The organism is Microbacterium sp. R1 (assembly GCF_015159725.1).
In the GTDB taxonomy this organism is placed as follows: Bacteria; Actinomycetota; Actinomycetes; order Actinomycetales; family Microbacteriaceae; genus Microbacterium; species Microbacterium oxydans.
The window spans coordinates 1-24,916 of sequence record NZ_JADDUD010000004.1 but is presented as its reverse complement, the minus strand read 5'-3'; the positions used below and the strand labels follow the sequence as shown (position 1 = coordinate 24,916).

General features: G+C 66.6%; 17 protein-coding genes and 3 rRNA genes. 6 read left to right on the top strand and 14 right to left on the bottom strand.

Annotation, left to right across the window (positions count from 1 at the left end):
• Positions 1-46 precede the first annotated feature (46 nt).
• The 7 genes from ILP86_RS15445 to ILP86_RS15415 form a co-directional block, all read right to left on the bottom strand.
• The gene (locus tag ILP86_RS15445; RefSeq protein WP_193762375.1) at positions 47-1,267 is read right to left on the bottom strand and encodes a hypothetical protein; all 1,221 of its coding nucleotides are present in this window, start codon (positions 1,265-1,267) and stop codon (positions 47-49) included.
• Positions 1,268-1,390: 123 nt separating this feature from the next.
• Positions 1,391-2,260: a 3-methyl-2-oxobutanoate hydroxymethyltransferase gene (gene panB, locus ILP86_RS15440; protein ID WP_113680252.1), complete on the bottom strand. Its 870-nt coding sequence runs from the start codon at positions 2,258-2,260 to the stop codon at positions 1,391-1,393.
• A complete protein-coding gene (panC, locus tag ILP86_RS15435; protein WP_193762374.1) occupies positions 2,257-3,141 on the bottom strand; it encodes a pantoate--beta-alanine ligase in 885 nt (294 codons plus the stop codon). The genes panB and panC overlap by 4 nt, the downstream gene beginning before the upstream one ends.
• A complete protein-coding gene (locus tag ILP86_RS15430) occupies positions 3,138-3,914 on the bottom strand; it encodes a DUF2520 domain-containing protein (protein ID WP_193762373.1) in 777 nt (258 codons plus the stop codon). The genes panC and ILP86_RS15430 overlap by 4 nt, the downstream gene beginning before the upstream one ends.
• A 218-nt stretch (positions 3,915-4,132) precedes the next feature.
• Positions 4,133-5,557: a DHA2 family efflux MFS transporter permease subunit gene (locus ILP86_RS15425; protein WP_193762372.1), complete on the bottom strand. Its 1,425-nt coding sequence runs from the start codon at positions 5,555-5,557 to the stop codon at positions 4,133-4,135.
• Positions 5,558-5,664: 107 nt separating this feature from the next.
• Positions 5,665-6,231 carry a TetR/AcrR family transcriptional regulator gene (locus ILP86_RS15420; RefSeq protein WP_193762371.1) on the bottom strand — a complete coding sequence of 189 codons (567 nt, stop codon included), beginning with the start codon at positions 6,229-6,231 and terminating at the stop codon, positions 5,665-5,667.
• 59 nt (positions 6,232-6,290) lie between these two features.
• Complete coding sequence (locus ILP86_RS15415; RefSeq protein ID WP_045262331.1) at positions 6,291-6,596, bottom strand: helix-turn-helix transcriptional regulator; 306 nt, start codon at positions 6,594-6,596, stop codon at positions 6,291-6,293.
• Positions 6,597-6,678: 82 nt separating this feature from the next.
• Here ILP86_RS15415 and ILP86_RS15410 point away from each other — a divergent pair, with 82 nt between their 5' ends.
• Positions 6,679-7,914, top strand: a complete 1,236-nt coding sequence (locus ILP86_RS15410; RefSeq protein ID WP_179516267.1) for an MFS transporter — start codon at positions 6,679-6,681, stop codon at positions 7,912-7,914.
• A gap of 15 nt (positions 7,915-7,929) precedes the next feature.
• Here the strand turns inward: ILP86_RS15410 and ILP86_RS15405 are convergent, their stop codons facing one another.
• Entirely contained in the window at positions 7,930-8,934 is a 1,005-nt protein-coding gene (locus ILP86_RS15405) for a LacI family DNA-binding transcriptional regulator (protein ID WP_127011588.1), read from the bottom strand.
• 166 nt (positions 8,935-9,100) lie between these two features.
• Here ILP86_RS15405 and ILP86_RS15400 point away from each other — a divergent pair, with 166 nt between their 5' ends.
• Genes ILP86_RS15400 through ILP86_RS15385 form a run of 4 tightly spaced genes read left to right on the top strand, consistent with a single transcriptional unit; the run spans position 9,101 to position 14,149 of the window.
• Positions 9,101-10,351, top strand: a complete 1,251-nt coding sequence (locus ILP86_RS15400; protein ID WP_193762370.1) for an extracellular solute-binding protein — start codon at positions 9,101-9,103, stop codon at positions 10,349-10,351.
• Between the two features lie 2 nt (positions 10,352-10,353).
• Positions 10,354-11,448 (top strand): carbohydrate ABC transporter permease, encoded by a 1,095-nt coding sequence (locus tag ILP86_RS15395; protein ID WP_045262335.1) that lies wholly within the window; start codon positions 10,354-10,356, stop codon positions 11,446-11,448.
• Complete coding sequence (locus tag ILP86_RS15390) at positions 11,445-12,287, top strand: carbohydrate ABC transporter permease (RefSeq protein ID WP_113680247.1); 843 nt, start codon at positions 11,445-11,447, stop codon at positions 12,285-12,287. The genes ILP86_RS15395 and ILP86_RS15390 overlap by 4 nt, the downstream gene beginning before the upstream one ends.
• The gene (locus tag ILP86_RS15385) at positions 12,284-14,149 is read left to right on the top strand and encodes a glycogen debranching N-terminal domain-containing protein (RefSeq protein ID WP_193762369.1); all 1,866 of its coding nucleotides are present in this window, start codon (positions 12,284-12,286) and stop codon (positions 14,147-14,149) included. The genes ILP86_RS15390 and ILP86_RS15385 overlap by 4 nt, the downstream gene beginning before the upstream one ends.
• A 42-nt stretch (positions 14,150-14,191) precedes the next feature.
• Here the strand turns inward: ILP86_RS15385 and hutI are convergent, their stop codons facing one another.
• The 3 genes from hutI to hutH are packed head-to-tail and all read right to left on the bottom strand — an operon-like array spanning position 14,192 to position 18,581.
• Entirely contained in the window at positions 14,192-15,355 is a 1,164-nt protein-coding gene (gene hutI / locus ILP86_RS15380; RefSeq protein ID WP_193762368.1) for an imidazolonepropionase, read from the bottom strand.
• A 12-nt stretch (positions 15,356-15,367) separates the two neighbouring features.
• Positions 15,368-17,047 (bottom strand): urocanate hydratase, encoded by a 1,680-nt coding sequence (gene hutU, locus ILP86_RS15375; RefSeq protein ID WP_193762367.1) that lies wholly within the window; start codon positions 17,045-17,047, stop codon positions 15,368-15,370.
• Entirely contained in the window at positions 17,040-18,581 is a 1,542-nt protein-coding gene (gene hutH, locus ILP86_RS15370; protein WP_193762366.1) for a histidine ammonia-lyase, read from the bottom strand. Before hutH ends, hutU begins: the two co-directional genes overlap by 8 nt.
• Positions 18,582-18,657: 76 nt before the next feature.
• Between hutH and ILP86_RS15365 the strand changes: the two genes are divergently transcribed.
• On the top strand, positions 18,658-19,467 hold the full coding sequence (locus tag ILP86_RS15365; RefSeq protein ID WP_227751320.1) for an IclR family transcriptional regulator: 810 nt from the start codon (positions 18,658-18,660) through the stop codon (positions 19,465-19,467).
• 71 nt (positions 19,468-19,538) lie between these two features.
• On the opposite strand, the gene rrf is transcribed toward ILP86_RS15365, so the two are convergent.
• The 3 genes from rrf to ILP86_RS15350 all read right to left on the bottom strand — a co-directional run bounded on the left by rrf (position 19,539) and on the right by ILP86_RS15350 (position 24,819).
• Positions 19,539-19,655 (bottom strand): 5S ribosomal RNA (rrf, locus tag ILP86_RS15360).
• A 108-nt stretch (positions 19,656-19,763) separates the two neighbouring features.
• Positions 19,764-22,868: ribosomal RNA gene (locus ILP86_RS15355) — 23S ribosomal RNA — on the bottom strand.
• A 427-nt stretch (positions 22,869-23,295) separates the two neighbouring features.
• Positions 23,296-24,819 (bottom strand): 16S ribosomal RNA (locus ILP86_RS15350).
• Together the 16S, 23S and 5S rRNA genes form the textbook arrangement of a ribosomal RNA operon.
• Positions 24,820-24,916 lie beyond the last annotated feature (97 nt).

Below are 24,916 nucleotides of genomic sequence, written 5' to 3'. Positions count from 1 at the left end.
CCGCGCATCCGCACGCGCCCACTGCCGTCGACACACGCCCGCCGTGTCACTGGAGCGCCGCCCGCGCGACGGCGCGCATCGCGGGGGTGATCGAGCCGAACGCGCTCGGCGACGAGAGCGCACACAGACTCTCGACCACTCGCTGCACCGCTGACACGTCGCCTGACCGAGGCGACCACTCGGAGAACCTTCCGTCGCCCGGCCCTTCCTCCAACGCAGCCTCACCGCGCGCGACGACGCCGACCAGCTCGTCGAAGGTCGAGGCGGATCCATCGGCGACAGCCAGGAGGGCGAGGGTCACGGCACGCGGCCAGGCGCTGGGGAACAACCTCTCTCTCCCCAGCGCCCGCACGCCGTCGATGATCCGTAGGAATGCCCGCACCTCACCGTCCGCCAGCCCGCGTCCGAGGTTCGTGACCACGACATGCCCGCGCAGCCTGCGCACCGCTTTGGTCCGACGTGCGAGCGACGCGAGAGCATCGGCAGGGTCGGGAAGGCCCGGCACCGCCGTGTCCGGCCAGTCGAGGGCGTCGACGGCATCGGAGACGATCGCGCGGGGCAGCCACCCATCGGTCGGATCCTGATCGACACCATCGGGGCCGATCCGAGCGACGAGCATCCGGATGCCGGCCGTCGCCGACTCCGCGAACTCCGAGCCCGCCGGGGTCTCCTCGAAGGGCACCGGGTCGTTGAGCTCCGCGTCGTCGAGGTGCGCGAGGAGGGCGAGACGACGCACCGGGGAGAGCCCTTGGCACAATGCCGCCAGCGGTGAGAACGGACGGAGAGCATCGCCGCCGACCCCGCAAGCCGCAGGGTCGAGGCGCGGCTGCACCAGGCCGAACCGCTGGGCGAGCTCGAACCCCACATGCTCTGCGCGGAATGCAGGTCGCTGTGTCTGCCAGCTTCCCACCGGCGACGGGAGCACCGGGACGGACTCCGCGTCGACGACGGTGACCCGCGGGTCGCCCATCCGTGTCGCGTAGGGCCCGCTGATCACCACGTCGACCACATCGGCGACACCGGGGACCGACACCTGCTGCGTCGGGGCCCGCCAGGGACACAGGTCGATGTGCAGCGACCGATCCGCGTCCGCGTCGGACTCGGTCACCTCCGGCTCGAGCCCGAGGCTCAAGCGATAGGCCTCGATCAGCCAATAGGAGGGAGCATCGCGCGGCACACCGATGACGCGGGTGAGCTCGGGGCATCCTGAGACCGACATCTCGAAATGAAGTGCCCACGTGACGTGGACGTGCTCGGAGAGTTCCATCCGCGCAACGCTAGGTCGTCCCCGGCATCACCCCAGGACTCGAAGCCACCGATTGTCGAGAACTCGATGAAGCCGTCTTCGGTGCAGAAGAGTTGCGAACACGAGCCGTCGGCGGGGCGCGAACTACCGGCGCGCGAGCAGCTCCTCGAGACGCGCGGCCTCCCCCTGCGCCATCGCGTATCCGTGCTCGGGCGCGGGGTAAGCGCCGCTGCGCACCTCCGATGCGTACGCCCCGACCCCCGCGATGGCGTCCGTCCGCAGCTCGGCATACCGCTTGACGAACCTGGCGGCCGACCCGTCGAAGAGTCCGAGCAGATCGTGGAAGACGAGCACCTGTCCGTCGGCCGCGCCACCCGCTCCGATACCGATCACGGGGACGTCCAGCAGCGGCATGAGCGCAGCCGTCACCTCGGACGGCACCGCCTCGACGACGATCATCGAGCACCCGGCATCCTGCAACGCGAGCGCATCCTCGATCACGGCCAGCGCGGCCTCGGCGGAGCGCCCCTGCGCACGGTAGCCCCCGAGCGCGGTGGCGGTCTGCGGCGTGAGACCGACATGCCCGACGACCGGGATGCCCGCCTGCACGAGCGCCCTGGCGCGCTGGACCGTCGTCCCGCCGCGCTCGATCTTCACGAGGTCGCAGCCGGCTTCCTTGATGAAGCGCTGCGCGGTGGCGATGGCGAGCTCGTCGGAGGCCTCGTACGAGCCGAAGGGCAGGTCGCCGACGAGGAGAGGCACTGTGAGCCCCCGCCGCACCGCCTTGGTCAGCATCAGCATCTCGTCGAGCGTGACCGGCACCGTGCTGTCGTAGCCCAGGACGGTCATCGCGGCCGAGTCGCCGACGAGCACCACGTCGACGCCGGCGGCCTCGACGATCTGTGCGCCCGGGTGGTCGTACGCGGTGACCATGACGATGGGCTCACCGGCCGCCTTCTTCGCCCCGAGGGCGGCGAGGGTGACCTGGGTGCGGGGAGCGGCATGAGCGCTCATGCGCTGACCTCCGTATCGGTTGTCGCCGAGGCATCGGCGACGTGCAGGACGTGGTTGTCGATCAGGCGGGCCGCCCCGATGTGTGCGGCGACCGCGAGCAGGGCGTCACGATCGACGCGGGCGAGGGGGCGCAGCGTCTCGGCATCTCGGAGCTCGAGGTACTCGGGGTCGATCCCGGCATCGGCGAGCACTCGTCTCGCCGAGGAGAGGATGCTCCCCGCGTTCGGATCACCCGCCTCAAGCACCGCAGCCCCGGCATCGAGCGCCCGGTTCAGAGCGGAGGCCTGCACGCGCGCCTCGACGTCGAGGTAGACGTTCCGGGAGCTCATGGCGAGGCCGTCCGCTTCGCGCACGATCGGACAGACGACGATCCGCACGTCGAGGTCGAGGTCCCGCACGACCCGGCGGACGACGAGCACCTGCTGCGCATCCTTCTGCCCGAAGTACGCGGCGTCCGGTCGGACGATCGCGAACAGCTTGGTGACGACCGTGGCGACGCCGTCGAAGTGGTGCGCCCCACGACTCGCGCCATCGAGCACGTCGGTGAGACCGGCGACGTGGATGTTCGTCGCGAACCCGTCGGGATAGATCTCGGACGCGGTGGGAGCGAAGAGGATGTCGACGCCCGCGGCCTCCGCGATTCCGGCGTCGCGGGCCTCGTCGCGCGGATACGCGCTGAGGTCTTCGTTGGCGCCGAACTGGGTCGGGTTGACGAAGAGCGACACGACGACGAGGTCGGACGCCTCGCGCGCAGCGCGCATGAGGGAGAGATGGCCATCGTGGAAGGCGCCCATTGTGGGCACGAGGCCGATGGTCCCACCCGCGGCTCTGGCTTCTCGGATCGCGGCGCGGACCTCGCGGATCGTGCGGAGGATTCTCATGCCGGGGGCTCCTCGAGCGCGGTGGCGGATGCGGTGGCGGCGGGTCGGGCAGCGACCTCGCGCGTGGCTGCGGCGAGCGCGTCGAACAGGTCGTCGAGTTCCAGCCCTTCGGCGACAGCACGCTGGCGTGCGACCGTCTCCTCGTCGCCGCGGGCGATGGGCCCGGTCAGCACAGCGGCAGCGCCGTCCTTCGCCCAGTTCTCGACCGTCTGACGTACGAGCGGAGCCAGGAGCGACCGGGCGACGTCGCGAGGAATCCCCGCATTCGAAGCCAGGTCCTCCGCCGCGTCGAGCACGGTGAGGACGAAGTTCGAGGCGGACGACGCGGCCGCGTGATAGCTCGCACGGTGTGCGTCGTCGACCTCGAACGGGCGTGCACCGAGAGCGAGGGCGAGCTGCTCCGCGGCCTCACGAGCTGCGGGCGTATGACCGGCGATCGCGGCACCGATGCCACGGAACACCTCGGCGGGCTCGTCGCCGGTGAAGGTCTGCAGCGGATGGAGGCTGAAATCCACATCGGTGAGCGCGGTCGCACCGGATACATGTCCGAGGAAGCGCGCATGGGGCCGGGCGATGGCCGCAGCCTCGGCGATGGCCGCGTCCGGAACGCTGAGGAGGACGACATCCACATCCGGAATCCGCTCGTCCCGCCCGAGGGGTCCGACGACGCCGAAATCCGCTGCCCGCAGAGCCCGCGCGAGTACGCCTCCGAGACGGCCGGCGCCGACGATGGCGATGGTCGTCCCTGGTGCGAGAGAGGCGGATGTGTGCATGTCGATTGCCGGGCCGGGTCACGCGGCGCGGGTGCCAGAAGTATCCGCCCGGCACCGCATACGATCCAAATCAGAGAGCAGAGTGCGTACGTGAGTACCACATACATATGGCATTCTGGTTACTCTTGTCAACTTTTGCGGGTCTATTCGCTCTCCGGCGGAATCGACGAAACCGTGAGGTGCGAGGACGCACCCCAGGGGCCTCCCGCCCGCCGAGCTCAGTCGCGCGGCCAGACCACGACGATCCCCGCTCCGATGACGGCGAGCGCCGCCGCGCCGAGGAAGAGCCAGGAGAATCCACCGGTGAGGGCAGTCGCCTCGGAGGCTCCCTCCGCGGACAGCGCCGCGGTGCGCAGACCGGCGACGGTCCCGAGAACGGCGAGTCCGACCGCGCCACCGATCTGCTGACTCGTGTTGATCAGACCCCCGGCGAGACCCGATTCCCCGCCGTCGACGCCGTCCACCGCGAGCTGGGTCGTCGCCACGACAGCCCCGCCGAGACCGACTCCGACCAGGATCGTCGGCCCGAGCAGCTGCGCGAGGAACGTGGCATCGGACGGCGCGGCTGCGAGCCAGGCGAGCCCTCCGGCCAGGACGAGCAGAGAGCCGATCAGGACCGGGCGGGTGCCGACGCGCGCGATGAGGGCGGGTGCACCTCCCGCGACGAGCACGAGCACACCCGCGAGCGGCAGCTGCGACAGGCCGGCAGCGAGCGCGTCGTAGTGGAGCACGGCCTGCATGTAGACGGAGAGAGCGAAGAAGAGCGCCACCATCGCCGCCCCGCCGAGCAGCATCACGATGTTCCCGAGCGCCAGGTTGCGGTTGCGGAAGACCGCCAGCGGCACCAGGGGCTCTGCAGCGCGCCGCTCGATCAGGACGAACGCGACACCCAGCGCGAGCGCCGCTGCGAACAGGATCATCGGCAGCGGGTGCACGAATCCGAGCTGCTCGACAGCACTGAGGGCGCCGACCAGAGCCACCAGAGCCGACGTGACGGTGACGGCACCCACCGCATCCAGACGCCCAGGCGTGCGGGCGCCGTCGCGGGTGATGAGCAACGGGATCGCGATCAGCACGAGCGCGCCCACAGGGACGTTGACGAAGAACACCCACTGCCAGCCGAGGGTGGCCGTGAGCACACCGCCGAGCAGGACTCCGGCCGCCGACCCGATCCCGGCGACGGCTCCCCATACGCCGAGGGCCTTCGTGCGCTCCTTGTCGTCAGGGAAGAGATGGGTGAGCAGTGCGAGCGCCGCGGGGGCGAGGAGCGCGGCCGAAGCACCCTGGAGAGCCCTCGCGCCGAGGAGCATCTCGCTCGACATGGAGAGGCCGGCGAGCGCGGAGGCCGCGACGAAGCCGCCCGTGCCGATCAGGAACACGCGGCGGTGTCCGTAACGGTCGGCGAGACGTCCGCCGAGGAGGAGGAGTCCGCCGAAGGCCAGCACATAGGCGGTGATCACCCAGGCGAGGGCGGCCGTGCTCATGCGGAGCTGGGCACCGAGCACGGGGAGGGCGATGTTCACGATCGAGGCGTCGAGCACGACGAGGAACTGCGCGAGGGCGAGCACGCTGAGTGCGAGCCAACGCCTGGAGCTGCGCGGCGCGGCGGTGGCTCGTGTCGCGGTGGCGGTGGGAGAGGTCATGGGATGCTCCTGTTCTTGTGGGTGGTTGATTCGGTTCGGCGACGCGAATGAGTGACTGCTCACTCACTGTTGACGGCAAGCGAAAGCGCCCTCTCTAGGGACCGACGTCAATCGGGGTGGGTGATCCCCTTGGTCAGCAGGGCGACCCAATCCCCCGGGCGCCCGTCGAGCTGCGTGGTGACGATCAGGTGGCAGAGCTGCCCGTAGGCGATGAACCGCTGCACGGCGCCATCCTCGGCGCGAGAGCGCTGTCGGGCGAAGACGGTGATGCGCTCGAGCCCCGCGCGAAGCGCCTCGCCGATGGCCGGGATCTCCGCCACCGACTGCGCATGCACCTGCAGCATGAGCAGCTTCCGGTCGGAGATCAGGTGCGCGTAGGCATCCCCCATCGCGTCGAGCAGACCCTCGGGCGAGGTGTCGCCCGCGGCATCCGCGCCTTCTTCGAGGGCGACGAGGATCGCATCGAAGCAGGCTTCCAGGGCGACGACGAACAGCGCCTCCTTACCCGAGTAGAGCTTGAAGACGTAGGCCGGCGAGATCTTGGCCTCGCGTGCGACATCGGCGACGGTCGTGCCGTGATACCCGCCTCGAGCGAAGGCCGCCAGTGCCGCCGCGGCGACGACGGGCTTGCGGGCGTCTGCCGTGGAGAGGATCGAGCTGCGGGTCGTGGACATATGAGTGACTGTACACTCACTCTCTCGAGTCGGCAAGAGTCTTCCAATCCGAGGCAGAGTCAGTCGCGCAGCACCGAGTCCAGCAGCCCAGGGAACAGGGCGTCGAGGTCGTCACGCCGCAGCGTGAGCATCCGCCGGCGCCCGTTCGGCTCGTTGCGGATGACACCCGCTTCGCGCAGCACCTTCATGAAGTGCGACTTGGTCGACTTCGGGAGGTTGGGGTCGGTGGCATGACAGGCGGCCATGTCGAGAGGGCCGTCCGCGAGCTGTCGCGTGATGGCGAGACGCTCGGGGTCGCTGAGCGCGAAGAGCACGTCGGTGAGCTGGATCTCGGAGCGCTCCGGGTGAGGAAGGTCGCCAGGCATGGTTCGATAATAGTTGAACAATTGGCGAAACGCGCGTACGCTCCGATAGTTCGATGATTCTCGAACCGAACGAGGAGACGCCATGACCACCACTGAGCCGATCGTCGCCGTCCCCCTATCGACGACCACCCTGCCGACGACCACCCCGCAGACGCGCGCCCGCTTCGGGTTCGTGCTGGCGATCATCGCGCAGATCCTGATGATGGTCGGTGCGAGCGCGCCGTCGCCGTTCTATCCGGTGCTGGCGCAGCAGATCGGTTTCGCCCCCGTCGTGATCAGTGCCGTGTTCGCGGTCTACGCGGTGGCGCTGCTGCTCACGCTCCTCACCGCCGGTTCCCTGTCGGACCATGTCGGACGCCGACCCGTCGTGATCGCGGGGTTCTTACTGCTCGCCGGAAGCATGTTCCTGTTCTGGCATGCGGATGCCGTGGCGACGCTGTTCCTCGCGCGCATCCTGCAGGGCATCGCGAGCGGGCTGCTCATCTCGGCCCTCTCGGCCACGGTGCTCGACTTCGCGCCGGGCGGCCGCGCGGGTACCGCCGCGCTGTGGAATGCACTCAGCCCCGGGATCGGTCTCGCGCTCGGGGCCCTCGCCTCCGGAGTGATGCTCGACGTCAGCGGTGAGGCCCTGCTCGATGTCTTCGCGCCGCTGAGCACGGCGTACATCGTGCTCGCGGCACTGTTCTTCCTCGTTCCGGAGACCGCACCGCGCAAGCCGGGCGTCTGGGCGTCACTGAGCTTCCGGTTGTCGATCCCGACCGCGATCAGGGCCGACTTCTGGCGGGGCGCTCCGGCGGTCATCGCGGGGTGGGCCACGGGTGGACTGTTCCTGTCGCTCGGAGCCAACATCGTCCGAGGCGAGCTCGGCGGCGAGGCGCATGTCTGGCAGGGGCTCGGTGTGGTGCTGCTCGCCGGCGTCGGAGCCCTGACCGCGTTCACTCTCCGGAAGCTCGCTGCACGGTCGATGGTGCTGTTCGGCACGGCGGCCCTGGCGACCGGAACCCTGCTGTCGCTCATAGCCCTCGGCATCGGCTCACTGCCGTTCTACCTCGTCGCGGCCGCCGTGACCGGTATGGGGTTCGGCACCGCGTTCTCGGGAGTCGTCGCCTCGCTGGCCCCGCGGATCCCGGCGACCCAGCGCGCCGACACCTTCGCCGTGATCTACCTGCTGGCGTATCTGGCCTTCGGCGTACCGGCCGTCATCGCGGGTGCGCTGGTCGGAGTCGTCGGCTTGGAGGCGGTGTGCGTGGGCTACGGGATCGTCGTCATCGCACTGGCAGGTATCGCGTTCACGCTGCGTATGCGCCGCGCGGCATAGAAGCGGAGGAGCGCGTCAGCGCACGACGAGCTCGGGCGTGATCAGCGCGTGCGCAGAGCCGGCCTGAAGGGTGCGCGGGGCGACGATCTCCCCCGTCGGGCCCATGAGGAGTTCGAGGACGGCCGTCGCCACATCCTCGGGCCGTTGCTCGACGCTCGAGAAGCCCAGCGCCTCGGCCGTCGGCGTGTTGTCGAAGCCGATCACGGGAAGTGAGAGTCCGGCAGCGGCGACAGCCAGCAGCGCACCGACCGCGAGTGAGTCGCTGGCGCAGACGAGAGCGTCGGGCACATGCCCCGCGGCGAGCGCCGCGTCGACACAGGCACGCCCGAGGGGAACCCCCTCCTCCGCGGTGAGCCGTTCGCCCTGCGCTCCGGCCGCAGCCATGGCCTCACGCCAGCCGCGCTCACGGTCGTCGCCGGTTCCCGAGCCCGTCGGCCATCCGAGGAACGCCACCCGTCGGCCGTGCGTCAGTGCGTGCTCGGTCGCCGCCCGTGTTCCCGCGGCGCCGTCGACGTCGACCCAGAGGTGGCGCGGATCGGCGATGTCGTCTTCACCCCACGGTCGGCCGAACGAGATGAAGGGCAGTCCGTCCTGGTCGAGGCTGCGCACGCGCGGATCGTCGCGCGAGGTGCCGGTGATGATCGCGGCGTCGATCTCCGACCCCTCCCACAGCTCCGACAGCCGCTGGATCTCCTCTTCCCGCGTACGTGCGGCGTAGACGAGCATGCGCATGCCGCGCTCGCTCGCCCGCTCGGTGACGGCGTGCACGAAACGGTCGAGCACGACACCCGAGATGCCACCGAGATACGGATCGAGACGGATCCCGATGGTCGAGCTGCGTCGCAGCCGCAGTCGTCGGGCGGCCGCATGGCGGCGATAGCCGAGGTCGTGGATCGCCGTGAGGACGCGCTCCCTGGTCGCCGGGCGGACGATGTCCGGGGTGTTGAGCACGTTCGAGACGGTCTGCCGCGAGACGCCAGCGCGCTCGGCGACGTCTTCGACGGTCGGCGCCTTCGCCATCGCACCTCCTCATCCGTGTCCGGGTTGACACTTCCCGCGACTCCCGCTTAGCCTATTCCACGCAGAGTTTGATCGTTCAAATTTCTGCGCTAATCCCGCACGGTCCTCCCGAGACCGTCGCCAGAGATCCATCGAACCCGCAGTGACTCATCAAAGGAGAGAGACCATGACACGGCACACCACTCGCGCAGTCCTCGGCACCGGGGCGGTGCTGCTCACGAGCGCGCTCGTGCTCACCGGCTGCGGCTCCGGTTTCGCCGGAGACGACACCAAGGCCGACGGCGAGGGGCTCACCTCCTCCGACGACGCGCTCACGGTGCTGATCGGCTCCTCCGGCGACGCCGAGACCGCGGCCGTGCAGTCGGCTGTCGACGCGTGGTCGGCCGAGTCCGGCACGAAGGTGAAGCTGCAGACCGCGAGCAACCTCGACCAGGAGCTGTCGCAGGGCTTCGCCGCCGGCGACCCCGCCGACCTGTTCTACCTCTCCACCGACCAGGCCTCCGGCTACGCCGCGAACGGATCGCTCAAGGCCTACGGCGACCAGCTCTCCAACAAGGACGACTTCTACCCGTCGCTCGTCGAGAACTTCACGGTCGACGGCACGTTCTACTGCGCACCCAAGGACTTCTCGACGCTGTCGCTCATCATCAACACGCAGATGTGGACCGACGCCGGCCTCACCGACGCCGACCTCCCGAAGACCTGGGACGACCTCTCCGCCGTGGCGCAGAAGCTCACGACCGCCGATCACGTGGGCCTGGCCTTCGGCGCCGAGTACCAGCGCGTCGGCGTCTTCATGGCCCAGGCCGGTGGCGGTCTCGTCGACGACGGCACGGTCATCGCCGACGACGCCGCCAACGTCGAGGCCCTCGACTACGTGAAGTCGCACCTGGTCGACGGCACCTTCGCCTACGCCAAGGACGTCGGGGGCGGCTGGGGCGGCGAGGCCCTGGGCAAGCAGTCCGCCGCGATGGTCATCGAGGGCAACTGGATCACCGGAGCGCTGTCGAACGACTACAGCAGCCTCGAGTACACGGTCGCCGAGCTCCCCGAGGGCGCGGGCGGCAAGGGCACGCTGCAGTTCACGAACTGCTGGGGCATGGCTGCCGACAGCCCGAACCAGCAGGCCGCCCTCGAACTGGTCGAGTACCTGACGAGCGCCGACAGCCAGCTGGCGTTCTCGAAGGCGTTCGGCCCGATGCCGTCGATCAAGTCGGCCGCCGACGAGTGGACCGCCGCGAACCCCGAGCTCGCCCCGTTCCTCGCCGGTGCGGATTATGCCCAGTTCCCCCCGAACCAGGCCGGCACCGCCGACGTGATCGCCGACTTCAACTCGCAGCTCGAGTCGCTGAAGACAGCCGACCCGAAGACGATCCTCGACTCCGTGCAGTCGAACCTCGAAGCGGTCGTCGAGTAACCATGGCGGTCAAGGCAGCGTCTCGCCGCGGTGGGGCCTCCGGGCTCCGCCGCGGCGAGGCGGCAGCCGGATGGCTGTTCACGGCGCCGGTGATCGTGATCCTCGGTGTCTTCCTCCTCATCCCGGTGCTCATGGCGCTGTGGGTGAGCGTCTCCGACTGGGGCGGCCGCGGCAGCCCCCTCTCCGGATCGGTCTCGTTCGTCGGCGCCGACAACTTCTCGGCCGTCCTCACCGACGGCGGTCTCGCGACCAAGGACTTCGGCACCGCACTGCGCAACAACGCCTGGTACGTGCTGCTCGTGGTCCCGCTGCAGACCGCGCTCGCCCTGTTCCTCGCGATCCTCGTCAACCGCGCCATGCTCCGCGGCCGCGGCTTCTTCCGCACCGCCTACTACTTCCCCTCCGTGACCAGCACCGTCGCGATCACGGTGCTGTGGATGTTCCTCTTCACCTCCAGCGGCGCCGTCAACGACGTGCTCTCCTGGTTCGGCATCAACGGGCCCAACTGGTTCAACGATCCGCGCGGCATCCTGCATCTGGCACTCGGCACGGTCGGCGTCGATGCCGGTCCCGCGGCGCTCACCCAGGGCGGCACACTCGGAGTGTCGTGGTGGGAGTGGCTCGCCGGTCCGTCCGTCGCGATGAGCGCGTACATCCTGATGGCCATCTTCACGACCTCCGGCACGTTCATGCTCATCTTCCTCGCCGGTCTGCAGAACCTCGGCGCCGACGTCGATGAAGCGGCCATGATGGACGGCGCGAACGGCTGGCAGCGCTTCTGGCGCATCACGCTCCCGCAGCTGCGCCCGACCCTGTTCACCGTGCTGACCCTCGGCCTCATCGGCTGCTGGCAGGTGTTCGACCAGATCTACACGGGCACGCGGGGTGCGCCGAGCAAGACCACGCTCACCCCCGCCTACCTCTCGTACCAGACCGCGTTCCAGAACCAGGAGTGGGGGCAGGGTGCGGCGATCGCGTTCATCCTGTTCGTCATCATCGTGATCTTCACGCTCCTGCAGCGCTGGGTGCTGCGCGACCGGCCGGTGTCGAAGCGTCGCATCCGCGCGTACCAGTCGTCGAAGGGAGCATCGTCATGAGACGGCTCTCGTCGAAGCAGCTGACCTGGCAGATCGCCCTCTACGCGCTGTTGATCATCCTCGCGATCATCTACATCTACCCGTTCCTGATCCAGGTCGCGACGAGCTTCAAGACCGATGAGGATGCCGCGTCCAGCGGGATCACGCTGATCCCCGACGTCTGGACGTTCGCGGCGTACGAGCGCCTGTTCCGCAACTCCGACTTCCCGTCGTGGTTCGTGAACAGCGCGATCGTGACGATCTTCGTCACCGCGGGCCGGGTGTTCTTCAACTCGCTCGCCGGGTACGCACTCGCCCGACTGCGCTTCCGTGGACGCGGTGTCGTCTTCGCGGCACTCGTGGCGGTGATGTCGGTTCCCACCGTGGTGCTGCTCATCCCCAAGTTCCTCGTGATCAACCAGCTCGGCATCTTCAACTCCTACGCCGGGATGATCCTGCCGCTGCTCGTCGATGCGGCAGGGGTGTTCATCATGAAGAACTTCTTCGAGTCCATCCCCGAGTCGGTCGAGGAGCAGGCGCGCATCGACGGCGCCGGCACGTTCCGACTGTTCTGGTCGGTGGTGCTGCCGATGGCGACGCCCGCGCTCGTGACGATCGTGATCCTGTCGTTCCAGGGTTCCTGGAACGAGCTCAGCCACTTCATCGTGTCGACCAACGACCCTGCCCTGACCACCCTGACCAAGGGCGTCGCGTCCCTCGCCAGCGGTGGACTCAGCCAGGGCACCCAGTATCCGCTCAAGCTGGCGGCCGCGCTCATCATGACGATCCCCGTCGCCGTGATGTTCTTCGTCTTCCAGCGCCGCATCATGAACTCCACAGAAGGAGCCGTCAAGGAATGACCCCCACCCCGCCCCTCCAGCCGCTGCTGGACGACGCCGTGATCATGCTCGAGGCGCCGACCCAGGCCTGGTCCGACGACATCGGCCGCATGGGTACCGCACCGATCCACGGGATCTACCACGGCGACGTCCGGCACATCCGGAGCATCGAGATCACCGTCGACGGCACCGCGCTCGAGTCCATCGGGTGCGTGTCGGCGGTGCCGCAGCAGACGGTGCTGACCGACCTGCTGCGCGGGCTCGACGACGAATCGGCCGACCCGAAGGTGCGGATGGACCGTGATCGCCGGGTCGCCGCCGGTGCGTTCTCGGAGCGGATCACGATCACCTCCCACCTCGACGCACCGGTCGCCGCAGCGGTGACAGTGCGGGTGCTCCCGGACTTCGCGCCGATGCAGGAGGTCAAGGCGGGGCTGGGTACCGAGGCGACGTGGAGCTGGGACGGATCCATCTGCCGTGCAGGCGAGGCGTCGTTCACGCTCACCGCTCCCGAAGCCGCGGTGACGCAGGACGGGGAGGCCCTGGTGCTGCGGTGGGATGCGGTGGTGCCGCCACGCGGATCCGTCGCCCTCGGCTGGGCGGTCGACCTCGACGACCCGACGCTCGTCGTCACCGCTGCCCGTCCGTCGCGGGCTCCGCAGCCCGCCGTCCCCGCGGATTCGCGCGCTGCCCGCTGGATGGCGCAGGCGACCGCCGACCTCTCTGCGCTCCGCCTCGCGCTGCCCGACCATCCGGACGACGCGTTCTACGCCGCAGGAGCCCCCTGGTTCTTCACTCTCTTCGGTCGGGACTCGCTCTGGGCAGCCCGCCTCGCCCTCGCGGTCGACCCCGACATGGCGGCCTCGACGCTGCGGGTGCTGGCCCGGCTCCAGGGCACCGGGCACGACGCCTCGACGGCCGAGGCTCCGGGCAAGATCGCGCATGAGCTGCGCAGCGGCGCCCTGTCGTTGCCGAACGAGGGCGTGCACCTGCCGCCGCTCTACTACGGCACGGTGGATGCGACCCCGCTCTGGATCTGTCTGCTCGCCGACGCCCACGCCGAGGGCATGCCCGAGCGAGAGGTGCGGGCACTGCTCCCGGCACTTCGCGCCGCGTTGACCTGGATGACGGTGCACGGCGATGCCTCGGGCAGCGGCTTCATCGACTATGCGGACGAGTCGGGCCACGGACTCGCGAACCAGGGCTGGAAGGACTCCGGCGACTCGATCCAGTGGCGCGACGGGCGCTTGGCCGAGGGCCCCATCGCGCTCAGCGAGGTGCAGGGCTATGCGTACGAGGCTGCTGTGCGCGGCGCGGATCTGCTCGACACGTTCGGCGAACCCGGCGGCGCTGAGCTGCGGGCGTGGGCTGCCGACCTGCGCGAACGTTTCCGCGCTGCGTACTGGATCACCACGCCAGAGGGCCGCTACCCCGCGATCGCCCTCGACGCCCACGGCGCCCCGGTCGACACCCTCACCAGCAACATCGGACACCTGATCGGCACCGGCATCCTCGACCCCGAGGAGGAGCGGGCCTGCGCCGCGCTGCTGACCGCGCCGAGCATGTCGAGCGGCTACGGCATCCGCACCATGTCGACCGACGCTGCCGGATACTGGCCGCTCAGCTATCACGGTGGCAGCGTGTGGGCGCACGACACCGCGATCGCCGTGCACGGCATGATCCGCGCCGGGCTCGATGCCGAAGCACGCGTGGTCGCCGAGCAGTTGCTCGACCTGGCGGAGGGGTTCGGCTACCGCGTGCCCGAGCTGCACGCAGGCGATGCGCGCGTGCCCGGAGGCGCGCCCCTTCCCTACCCCGCCGCGTGCCGCCCGCAAGCGTGGTCGGCGGCCGCGGCCGTCGTCGTGACGCAAGCCCTGGGCTGACCCGGACGGATCGGACGAGCGATCGGCTGAGCGCCCGCGGCCTCAGTCGATCGCTCGTCCGTCCTTCCAGACGGTGTCGACGAGCGGAACGCCCGGCCGATAGGCGAGGTGGATGCGGGTCGGCGCCTTCAGCAGCACGAGGTCGGCTCTGGCCCCGGACGCGATCACGCCGACGTCTTCGCGGCGCAGTGCCTTCGCCCCGCCCGCCGTCGCGGCCCAGACGGCCTCGGCCGGGGTCATCCCCATGTCGCGCACGGCCACGGCGATGCAGAACGGCATCGACGAGGTGAAGCTCGACCCCGGGTTCGTGTCGCAGGCCAGCGCCACGGTCACTCCGGCGTCGATCAGGCGTCGAGCGTTCGGATACGGCTGCCGCGTCGAGAACTCCACCCCCGGCAGCAGGGTGAGCACGGTGTCGGAGCCGGCGATCGCGTCGATGTCGGCGTCCGTCAGATAGGTGCCGTGGTCGATCGAGGCCGCACCGAGCTCGACGGCCAGACGCACGCCCTCTCCTGGACCGAGCTGGCTCGCATGCACGCGGGGGGCGAGTCCGCGCGCGATGCCGGCTTCCAGTACCCGCCGCGACTGCGCGACCGTGAAGGCGCCGGTCTCGCAGAACACGTCGATCCACTTCGAGCGCGGGGCGCACGCATCGAGCATGGGCCCGGTCACCAGGTCGACGTACTCGTCCGAGCGGTCGGCGTACTCGGCGGGCACGACGTGTGCGCCGAGGAAGGTCACCTCGGGCGTCACCTCTGCCGCCAGGCGCACCAGTCGCTCCTCGTCGGCGACGCTCAGGCCGTAGCCGCTCTTGATCTCGACGGTCGTCGTGCCCTGCGCGAGCATCTCGTCGAGGAAGCCGCGCAGTCGCGCGCGCAGCTCGTCGTCGCTCGCGGCGCGGGTGGCCGCGACGGTCGAGCGGATGCCGCCGGCCGCGTACTTCTGCCCCGCCATGCGCGCCTCGAACTCGACGGCGCGGTCGCCCCCGAAGACGAGGTGGCTGTGGCTGTCGACGAATCCGGGAATCATCGCACGCCCGGCGGCGTCCACGACCTCGTCGGCTTCCGGTGCCTCTGCTGCGGCACCCACCCAGGCGATTCGCTCGCCCTCGATCAGCACCGCTGCGTCGGCCAGCGTCCCGGTGCGGTCATCAGCTGTCGCGACGTTCGTCGTCAGTTCCGCGATGTTCGTGATGAGCGTCGACATGTCCTCACCCTCTCAGAGCATCGGCACGTTCAGGCCGCGCTCGCGGGCGACCTCGCGGGCGTGCTCGTAGCCGGCGTCGACGTGGCGCATCACACCGGTGCCGGGGTCGTTCGTCAGCACGCGCTCCAGCTTCTGGGCGGCGAGGTCAGAACCGTCGGCCACCGTCACCTGACCGGCGTGGATCGAGCGGCCGATGCCGACGCCGCCGCCGTGGTGCAGCGACACCCAGGAGGCACCGGACGCCGTGTTGAGCAGGGCGTTCAGCAGGGGCCAGTCGGCGATGGCGTCGGAGCCGTCCTTCATCGCCTCGGTCTCGCGGTAGGGCGAGGCGACCGAGCCGGAGTCGAGGTGATCGCGACCGATCACGATAGGAGCCGAGAGCTCGCCCGAAGCGACCATCTCGTTGAACTTGAGTCCGGCGAGGTGGCGCTCCTTGTAGCCGAGCCAGCAGATGCGGGCGGGAAGCCCTTCGAAGTGCACCTTCTCCCCGGCTTTCTCGAGCCAGCGGTGCAGGGCGGCGTCTTCGGGGAAGAGCTCGGCGATCGCCCGGTCGGTCTTGTAGATGTCTTCCGGGTCACCCGAGAGCGCAGCCCAGCGGAACGGCCCTCGTCCCTCTTCGAACTGCGGGCGAATGTAGGCCGGCACGAATCCGGGGAACTCGAATGCCCGGTCGAACCCGCCCAGCTGCGCTTCGGCGCGGATCGAGTTGCCGTAGTCGAACACCGCGGCGCCCGCGTCCTGGAACGCGACCATCGCCTCCACGTGCGCTGCCATCGATGCGCGGGAGCGGCGGGTGAAGTCCTCCGGGTCGCGCTCGGCCTCGGCCTTCCAGTCCGCCACCGAGGTGCCGAGCGGGAGGTAGGCGAGCGGGTCGTGGGCGCTGGTCTGGTCGGTCACGATGTCGATCGGCACCCCGCGGCGCAGCAGCTCGGGGAACACCTCGGCCGCGTTGCCGACGACACCGACCGAGAGGGCCTCCCCGGCGTCCTTGGCGGCGACCACGCGGGCGACGGCCGCGTCGAGATCGGTCGTGTACTCGTCGAGGTAGCCGTGTTCCACGCGGCGAGCGAGGCGCGACTCGTCGACGTCGACGATCAGAACCGCCCCGTCGTTCAGGGTCACCGCGAGCGGCTGAGCGCCGCCCATTCCCCCGGCGCCGCCGGTGAGGGTCAGGGTGCCGCGCAGCGAGTCGCGGCCGAGCGAGCGGGCCACGGCGGCGAAGGTCTCGTACGTGCCCTGCAGGATGCCCTGCGTGCCGATGTAGATCCACGAGCCGGCGGTCATCTGCCCGTACATGATGAGTCCCAGCTCTTCGAGCTTGCGGAACTCGGGCCACGTCGCCCAGTCGCCGACCAGGTTCGAGTTGGCGATGAGCACGCGCGGGGCCCACTCGTGGGTGCGGAACACGCCGACCGGCTTGCCCGACTGCACGAGCAGGGTCTCGTCCGGTTCGAGCTCGTCGAGGGTGCGCACGATCGCGTCGTAGGCCTCCCAGCTGCGGGCGGCCTTGCCCGTGCCGCCGTAGACGACCAGGTCTTCCGGGTGCTCGGCGACCTCGGGGTCGAGGTTGTTCATGAGCATGCGCTTGGCGGCTTCGGCGCCCCAGCTCTTCGCGGTGCGCTGGTTGCCACGGGCAGCGCGGACGACTCGCGATCCGGAAGCGGTGCTTTCTGATGAGACGTTCTCAGCCATGAGTGTGCTCCTTTGCGATGCGGGCGACGTCGCCCGACTGGACGAGGGCGGTGACGGCTTCCATGTCCGGGGACAGGAAGCGGTCGGGTCCAGGACCTGCGGCGACGGTGCGGACCAGGTCACGAACGGCTCCGGTCGCGGGCCCCGCCTGCAACGGCGCGCGCAGATCGAGGGCGCGGGCGCCGGTGAGGATCTCGATGGCGAGCACGCGGCCGAGGCCGTCGATCGCGCGGCGCAGCTTGCGGGCGGCGGCCCATCCCATCGACACGTGGTCCTCCTGCATGGCGGACGACGGGATCGAGTCGACCGAGGCGGGGACGGCGAGACGCTTGAGCTCGGAGACGATGCCGGCTGCCGCGTACTGCGCGATCATGAGGCCGGAGTCGACGCCGACCTCGTCCGCGAGGAACGGCGGGAGTCCGTGGCTGCGGGCCGGGTCGAGTGCGCGGTCGGTGCGACGCTCGGAGACCGAGGCGACGTCGGCGACCGAGATCGCGAGGAAGTCGAGCACAGCGGCGACCGGAGCCCCGTGGAAGTTGCCGTTCGACTCGATGCGCCCGTCGAAGGTGATGACGGGGTTGTCGATCACGCTGGCGAGCTCGCGTCCGGCGATCAGCGTCGCGTGGGCGAGGGTGTCGCGGGCGGCGCCGTGCACCTGGGGCGAGCAGCGCAGCGAGTAGGCGTCCTGCACGCGGCCGTCATCCGGGCCCATGTGGCTCGCGACCATGGGGGAGTCGCCGAGGAAGGCGCGGAGATTGGCCGCGGACTCGGCCTGGCCCGTCTGTGCGCGGAGGGCCATCAGGTCAGCGGCGAACACGGCGTCGGTGCCGAGCTGCGACTCGACCGACATGGCCGCGGCGATGTCGGCGGTGAGCAGGAGCGTCTCGAGGTCGTGGAGTGCGAGCACCAGCATGCCCAGCATGCCGTCGGTGCCGTTGATGAGCGCGAGCCCCTCCTTCTCGACGAGGGTGAGCGGCTCGATGCCCGCGGCGACCAGTGCCTCGGCTGCGGGAACCAGTGCGCCGGATGCGTCACGCACGTCGCCTTCGCCCATCGCGGCCAGGGCGATGTGCGCGAGAGGGGCCAGGTCGCCCGAGCAACCGAGCGAGCCGTACTCGCGCACGACGGGGGTGATGCCCTCGTTGAGCAGGGCGGCGTAGGTCTCGACCACGACCGGGCGCACGCCGGTTCGCCCGGAAGCGAGGGTCTGCAGGCGCAGCAACTGGAGTCCGCGGACGACCTCGCGCTCGACCTCGGCGCCGGTGCCCGCGGCGTGCGAGCGGATCAGACTGGCCTGCAGCTGCAGGCGACGGTCGGGGGCGATGAAGGTGGTCGCCAGAGCACCGAATCCGGTGGAGACACCGTAGTGCGGGTTCGGGTCGGCGGCGAGGCCGTCGATCACACGGCGGGTGTCGGCGACGCGGGCGAGGGCTTCGGCGTCGAGCTGCACGGGGGCATCGTGACGGACGACGGCGACGACATCGGCGAGCGACAGCGGGGCCGCTCCGACCAGCACGGGGGCGAGTTCGGTCATGGTTCGATTCCACACCCGACGCGTCGTGTGAGACACCCGTTCGTGCGATGCTTTGTCTGTGATCCCAGACAAAACGATGAGCGCTCAGGCACCGGGGACGCAGGCACGGGTGGCGGACGTCCCGGTGTCCGACGCGCCGACCGCGCAGGTGCCTGCGGCGGAGAACACGCTCCGCATCCTGAGCTATCTCGCCGGACGGCCGGCCCCCGTGGCGGCGTCGGCGATCGCGCGCGAGCTCGAGCTGCCGCGGTCGACGGTCTATCACCTGCTGACCACCTTGGCCGCTCACGGCTTCGTGCTGCACCTGCGCGAAGAGAGACGCTGGGGGCTGGGTACTTCGGCTTTCGAGCTCGCCGGCGGGTACACCCGGCAACAGCCCCTGGCGCGACGAGGCCGACCTTTGGTGGCTGCTCTTTCGGACCGGCTGGGGGAGAGCGCGCACCTGGCGGTGATGAGTGGCGGGGACGTGCTGTACATCGTCGAGGAACGCGCACCTCGGAGGCCCGCGTTGGTGACGGACGTGGGCGTGCGTCTTCCGGCGCACCTCACGGCTTCGGGCCGCGCGATGCTGGCAGCGCTCCCCCGGGAACAGGTGCGGGCGCTCTACCCGGACGTCTCGGCATTCCCCGACCGCACCGGCCTCGGCCCGCGGACACCCCGCGAACTGCGTGAGCTTCTCCGGGATGTCCGGGCACGGGGGTATGCGACAGAGAACAGTGAGATCGCGGACGGACTGCGCAGTGTGGGCGCCGCGGTCCTCGATGCCGCGGGCTGGCCTGTTGCAGCGGTGGCGGTGACGTGGGGCCGTGCGGATCTTGATGAGGAGCTGCTCGCTGCCGTTGTGCGGGAGTGCGCCGCCATGCTCGAGGCGCGCTTGAAGCGCTGAGCCGTGCGGCCACGGTCGCGTTAACGCAGAAGAGCCACCCCGCGAGGGATGGCTCTTCGTGCTTAAAAGGAGTCCGGCGGTGTCCTACTCTCCCACAGGGTCCCCCCTGCAGTACCATCGGCGCTGTGAGGCTTAGCTTCCGGGTTCGGAATGTAACCGGGCGTTTCCCTCACGCTATGGCCGCCGAAACACTATTGATGTTTCAATCAAACACATAACAAAGTCATTGTTGTTATGCGGTTCTCGACCGTACATCGAGAACCACTCAGTGGACGCGTAGCACCAACAAACGGTGTGTTATCAAGTCATCGGCTTATTAGTACCAGTCAGCTGCATGCATTACTGCACTTCCACATCTGGCCTATCAACCCAGTAGTCTGGCTGGGAGCCTCTCACCCGAAGGTATGGAAATCTCATCTTGAGGCCGGCTTCCCGCTTAGATGCTTTCAGCGGTTATCCATCCCGAACGTAGCTAATCAGCGGTGCTCCTGGCGGAACAACTGACACACCAGAGGTTCGTCCAACCCGGTCCTCTCGTACTAGGGTCAGATCCTCTCAAATTTCCTACGCGCGCAGCGGATAGGGACCGAACTGTCTCACGACGTTCTAAACCCAGCTCGCGTACCGCTTTAATGGGCGAACAGCCCAACCCTTGGGACCTACTCCAGCCCCAGGATGCGACGAGCCGACATCGAGGTGCCAAACCATGCCGTCGATATGGACTCTTGGGCAAGATCAGCCTGTTATCCCCGAGGTACCTTTTATCCGTTGAGCGACAGCGCTTCCACAAGCCACTGCCGGATCACTAGTCCCGACTTTCGTCCCTGCTCGACCTGTCAGTCTCACAGTCAAGCTCCCTTGTGCACTTACACTCGACACCTGATTGCCAACCAGGTTGAGGGAACCTTTGGGCGCCTCCGTTACTTTTTGGGAGGCAACCGCCCCAGTTAAACTACCCACCAGGCACTGTCCCTGAACCGGATTACGGTTCGAAGTTAGATATCCAGAGTGACCAGAGTGGTATTTCAACAATGACTCCACACGAACTAGCGTCCATGCTTCAAAGTCTCCCACCTATCCTACACAAGCCACACCGAACACCAATACCAAGCTGTAGTAAAGGTCACGGGGTCTTTCCGTCCTGCTGCGCGTAACGAGCATCTTTACTCGTAATGCAATTTCGCCGAGTTCGCGGTTGAGACAGTTGGGAAGTCGTTACGCCATTCGTGCAGGTCGGAACTTACCCGACAAGGAATTTCGCTACCTTAGGATGGTTATAGTTACCACCGCCGTTTACTGGGGCTTAAATTCTCAGCTTCGCCTTGCGGCTAACCGGTCCTCTTAACCTTCCAGCACCGGGCAGGCGTCAGTCCGTATACATCGTCTTGCGACTTGGCACGGACCTGTGTTTTTAGTAAACAGTCGCTACCCACTAGTCTCTGCGGCCACCACACCCTTTTCGGAGTAAATCCGTATAAGTGGATGGCCCCCCTTCTCCCGAAGTTACGGGGGCATTTTGCCGAGTTCCTTAACCACGATTCTCTCGATCTCCTTGGTATTCTCTACCTGACCACCTGAGTCGGTTTGGGGTACGGGCGGCTAGAACCTCGCGTCGATGCTTTTCTTGGCAGCATAGGATCACCCACTTTTTATCCGCATCGTGTCTCAGCCTATGTGAATCGCGGATTTGCCTACGACTCGGCCTACGCACTTGCACCAGGACAACCATCGCCTGGCTTGGGCTACCTTCCTGCGTCACACCTGTTAATACGCTAACCGCACCAGAATGGGGTCGTGCGCTAGGCCCAGAGCGTCACCCCGAAGGGATCAGTCACTGGGATTCAGACACTTAGCACTACTGGATTAGCTTGGGCGGTTCTTCGCCGGTACGGGAATATCAACCCGTTGTCCATCGACTACGCCTGTCGGCCTCGCCTTAGGTCCCGACTTACCCAGGGAAGATTAGCTTGACCCTGGAACCCTTGGTCTTTCGGAGGACGTGTTTCTCACACGTCATTCGCTACTCATGCCTGCATTCTCACTCGTGTAGCCTCCACGGCTGGTTTACACCGCCGCTTCGCTGGCCACACGACGCTCTCCTACCCATCAACACGGCTGGACCACGAAGGCCTACCAATAATGTCAATGCCACAACTTCGGTGGCGTGCTTGAGCCCCGTTACATTGTCGGCGCGGAATCACTTGACCAGTGAGCTATTACGCACTCTTTCAAGGGTGGCTGCTTCTAAGCCAACCTCCTGGTTGTCACAGCAACTCCACATCCTTTCCCACTTAGCACGCGCTTTGGGACCTTAGTTGGTGGTCTGGGTTGTTTCCCTCTCGACTATGAAGCTTATCCCCCACAGTCTCACTGCTGCGCTCTCACTTACCGGCATTCGGAGTTTGGCTGACGTCAGTAACCTTGTAGGGCCCATCGGCCATCCAGTAGCTCTACCTCCGGCAAGAAACACGCAACGCTGCACCTAAATGCATTTCGGAGAGAACCAGCTATCACGAAGTTTGATTGGCCTTTCACCCCTATCCACAGCTCATCCCCTCAGTTTTCAACCTAAGTGGGTTCGGTCCTCCACACGCTCTTACACGTGCTTCAACCTGGCCATGGATAGATCACTTCGCTTCGGGTCTAGGACATGCGACTGAATCGCCCTATTCAGACTCGCTTTCGCTACGGCTACCCCACACGGGTTAACCTCGCCACATATCGCTAACTCGCAGGCTCATTCTTCAAAAGGCACGCTGTCACCCCTACTAAGGAGGCTCCAACGGTTTGTAAGCAAACGGTTTCAGGTACTATTTCACTCCCCTCCCGGGGTACTTTTCACCTTTCCCTCACGGTACTTGTCCGCTATCGGTCATCTGGGAGTATTTAGGCTTATCAGGTGGTCCTGACAGATTCACACGGGATTTCACGGGCCCCGTGCTACTTGGGATACTCTTCGCGCCAAGAGAGGCATTTCGACTACGGGGTTGGCACCCTCTATGACCGGCCTTTCAAGACCGTTCGTCTATACCTTCTTGTAACGCCGCCACCTCGGCAGAGATGACTGAAAAGTCCCACAACCCCCAACGTGCAACGCCTGCCGGCTATCACACACGCTAGGTTTAGCCTGATCCGGTTTCGCTCGCCACTACTAACGGAATCGCGGTTGCTTTCTCTTCCTGTGGGTACTGAGATGTTTCACTTCCCCACGTTCCCTCTACCCGCCCTATATATTCAGGCGGGAGTCACTAGGTCGGCACGCCGCCCAGCGGGGTTTCCCCATTCGGACACCCTCGGATCAAAACTTGCTTATCAGTTCCCCGAGGCTTATCGCAGATTGCTACGTCCTTCTTCGGCTCCAGATGCCAAGGCATCCACCGTTTGCTCTTAAAGACTTGAAATCACATGAGTTTGAATCAAAAACTCGACCCCACCCGAAGGCGGGATCAGAAATTGACTAATGATCTTTAAGATCATCTTGTGCAACAACCCGAAGGCTGTTGCAAGATGCTCGCGTCCACTGTGTAGTTCTCAAAGTACGGGCGGTACCCCAATCCACAACCCCACAAACACGGGGGAAACAGAAAGAGGCCCAGAGTAACCAAATGCTTCCAACCCCGAAAGGTCAAAGCGCATCCGGTCCCTCAGGACCCAACAGCGTGCAGGTGCGACATCCGTCACCCTCCCCGTTCCAACCACCGAAGCGGCGTACTGGAGAAGAACAACATCCCTCGCACCATGTCAAATGTTCCACCCATGAGCTCCCAGCGAAGAACGTATGCCTTCGATCTGGGTTCTGGACACCCTGAGGTGTCAGATGCTCCTTAGAAAGGAGGTGATCCAGCCGCACCTTCCGGTACGGCTACCTTGTTACGACTTAGTCCTAATTACCGATCCCACCTTCGACGGCTCCCTCCACAAGGGTTAGGCCACCGGCTTCAGGTGTTACCGACTTTCATGACTTGACGGGCGGTGTGTACAAGACCCGGGAACGTATTCACCGCAGCGTTGCTGATCTGCGATTACTAGCGACTCCGACTTCATGAGGTCGAGTTGCAGACCTCAATCCGAACTGGGACCGGCTTTTTGGGATTCGCTCCACCTCGCGGTATTGCAGCCCTTTGTACCGGCCATTGTAGCATGCGTGAAGCCCAAGACATAAGGGGCATGATGATTTGACGTCATCCCCACCTTCCTCCGAGTTGACCCCGGCAGTATCCCATGAGTTCCCACCATTACGTGCTGGCAACATAGAACGAGGGTTGCGCTCGTTGCGGGACTTAACCCAACATCTCACGACACGAGCTGACGACAACCATGCACCACCTGTTTACGAGTGTCCAAAGAGTTGACCATTTCTGGCCCGTTCTCGTATATGTCAAGCCTTGGTAAGGTTCTTCGCGTTGCATCGAATTAATCCGCATGCTCCGCCGCTTGTGCGGGTCCCCGTCAATTCCTTTGAGTTTTAGCCTTGCGGCCGTACTCCCCAGGCGGGGAACTTAATGCGTTAGCTGCGTCACGGAATCCGTGGAATGGACCCCACAACTAGTTCCCAACGTTTACGGGGTGGACTACCAGGGTATCTAAGCCTGTTTGCTCCCCACCCTTTCGCTCCTCAGCGTCAGTTACGGCCCAGAGATCTGCCTTCGCCATCGGTGTTCCTCCTGATATCTGCGCATTCCACCGCTACACCAGGAATTCCAATCTCCCCTACCGCACTCTAGTCTGCCCGTACCCACTGCAGGCCGGAGGTTGAGCCTCCGGATTTCACAGCAGACGCGACAAACCGCCTACGAGCTCTTTACGCCCAATAATTCCGGATAACGCTTGCGCCCTACGTATTACCGCGGCTGCTGGCACGTAGTTAGCCGGCGCTTTTTCTGCAGGTACCGTCACTTTCGCTTCTTCCCTGCTAAAAGAGGTTTACAACCCGAAGGCCGTCGTCCCTCACGCGGCGTTGCTGCATCAGGCTTGCGCCCATTGTGCAATATTCCCCACTGCTGCCTCCCGTAGGAGTCTGGGCCGTGTCTCAGTCCCAGTGTGGCCGGTCACCCTCTCAGGCCGGCTACCCGTCGACGCCTTGGTGAGCCATTACCTCACCAACAAGCTGATAGGCCGCGAGCCCATCCCCAACCGAAATTCTTTCCAGACGCAGACCATGCGGTCACGTCACATATCCAGTATTAGACGCCGTTTCCAGCGCTTATCCCAGAGTCAGGGGCAGGTTGCTCACGTGTTACTCACCCGTTCGCCACTGATCCCACAGAGCAAGCTCCGTGTTCACCGTTCGACTTGCATGTGTTAAGCACGCCGCCAGCGTTCATCCTGAGCCAGGATCAAACTCTCCGTAAAAAAGAAATGCATACCCCACCGGGAAAACGGTGACGCAGCGAGTTTGATGCTGACCAAAGAGACAAATTCATTGCTGACTTCATCCATTGCCAACCCC

Bases quoted from the DNA above. Each gene is read 5' to 3' on its own strand.
- ILP86_RS15445 (WP_193762375.1), bottom strand. From the start codon at position 1,267: ATGGAACTCTCCGAGCACGTCCACGTCACGTGGGCACTTCATTTCGAG.
- panB (WP_113680252.1), bottom strand. From the start codon at position 2,260: ATGAGCGCTCATGCCGCTCCCCGCACCCAGGTCACCCTCGCCGCCCTC.
- panC (WP_193762374.1), bottom strand. From the start codon at position 3,141: ATGAGAATCCTCCGCACGATCCGCGAGGTCCGCGCCGCGATCCGAGAA.
- ILP86_RS15430 (WP_193762373.1), bottom strand. From the start codon at position 3,914: ATGCACACATCCGCCTCTCTCGCACCAGGGACGACCATCGCCATCGTC.
- ILP86_RS15425 (WP_193762372.1), bottom strand. From the start codon at position 5,557: ATGACCTCTCCCACCGCCACCGCGACACGAGCCACCGCCGCGCCGCGC.
- ILP86_RS15420 (WP_193762371.1), bottom strand. From the start codon at position 6,231: ATGTCCACGACCCGCAGCTCGATCCTCTCCACGGCAGACGCCCGCAAG.
- ILP86_RS15415 (WP_045262331.1), bottom strand. From the start codon at position 6,596: ATGCCTGGCGACCTTCCTCACCCGGAGCGCTCCGAGATCCAGCTCACC.
- ILP86_RS15410 (WP_179516267.1), top strand. From the start codon at position 6,679: ATGACCACCACTGAGCCGATCGTCGCCGTCCCCCTATCGACGACCACC.
- ILP86_RS15405 (WP_127011588.1), bottom strand. From the start codon at position 8,934: ATGGCGAAGGCGCCGACCGTCGAAGACGTCGCCGAGCGCGCTGGCGTC.
- ILP86_RS15400 (WP_193762370.1), top strand. From the start codon at position 9,101: ATGACACGGCACACCACTCGCGCAGTCCTCGGCACCGGGGCGGTGCTG.
- ILP86_RS15395 (WP_045262335.1), top strand. From the start codon at position 10,354: ATGGCGGTCAAGGCAGCGTCTCGCCGCGGTGGGGCCTCCGGGCTCCGC.
- ILP86_RS15390 (WP_113680247.1), top strand. From the start codon at position 11,445: ATGAGACGGCTCTCGTCGAAGCAGCTGACCTGGCAGATCGCCCTCTAC.
- ILP86_RS15385 (WP_193762369.1), top strand. From the start codon at position 12,284: ATGACCCCCACCCCGCCCCTCCAGCCGCTGCTGGACGACGCCGTGATC.
- hutI (WP_193762368.1), bottom strand. From the start codon at position 15,355: ATGTCGACGCTCATCACGAACATCGCGGAACTGACGACGAACGTCGCG.
- hutU (WP_193762367.1), bottom strand. From the start codon at position 17,047: ATGGCTGAGAACGTCTCATCAGAAAGCACCGCTTCCGGATCGCGAGTC.
- hutH (WP_193762366.1), bottom strand. From the start codon at position 18,581: ATGACCGAACTCGCCCCCGTGCTGGTCGGAGCGGCCCCGCTGTCGCTC.
- ILP86_RS15365 (WP_227751320.1), top strand. From the start codon at position 18,658: ATGAGCGCTCAGGCACCGGGGACGCAGGCACGGGTGGCGGACGTCCCG.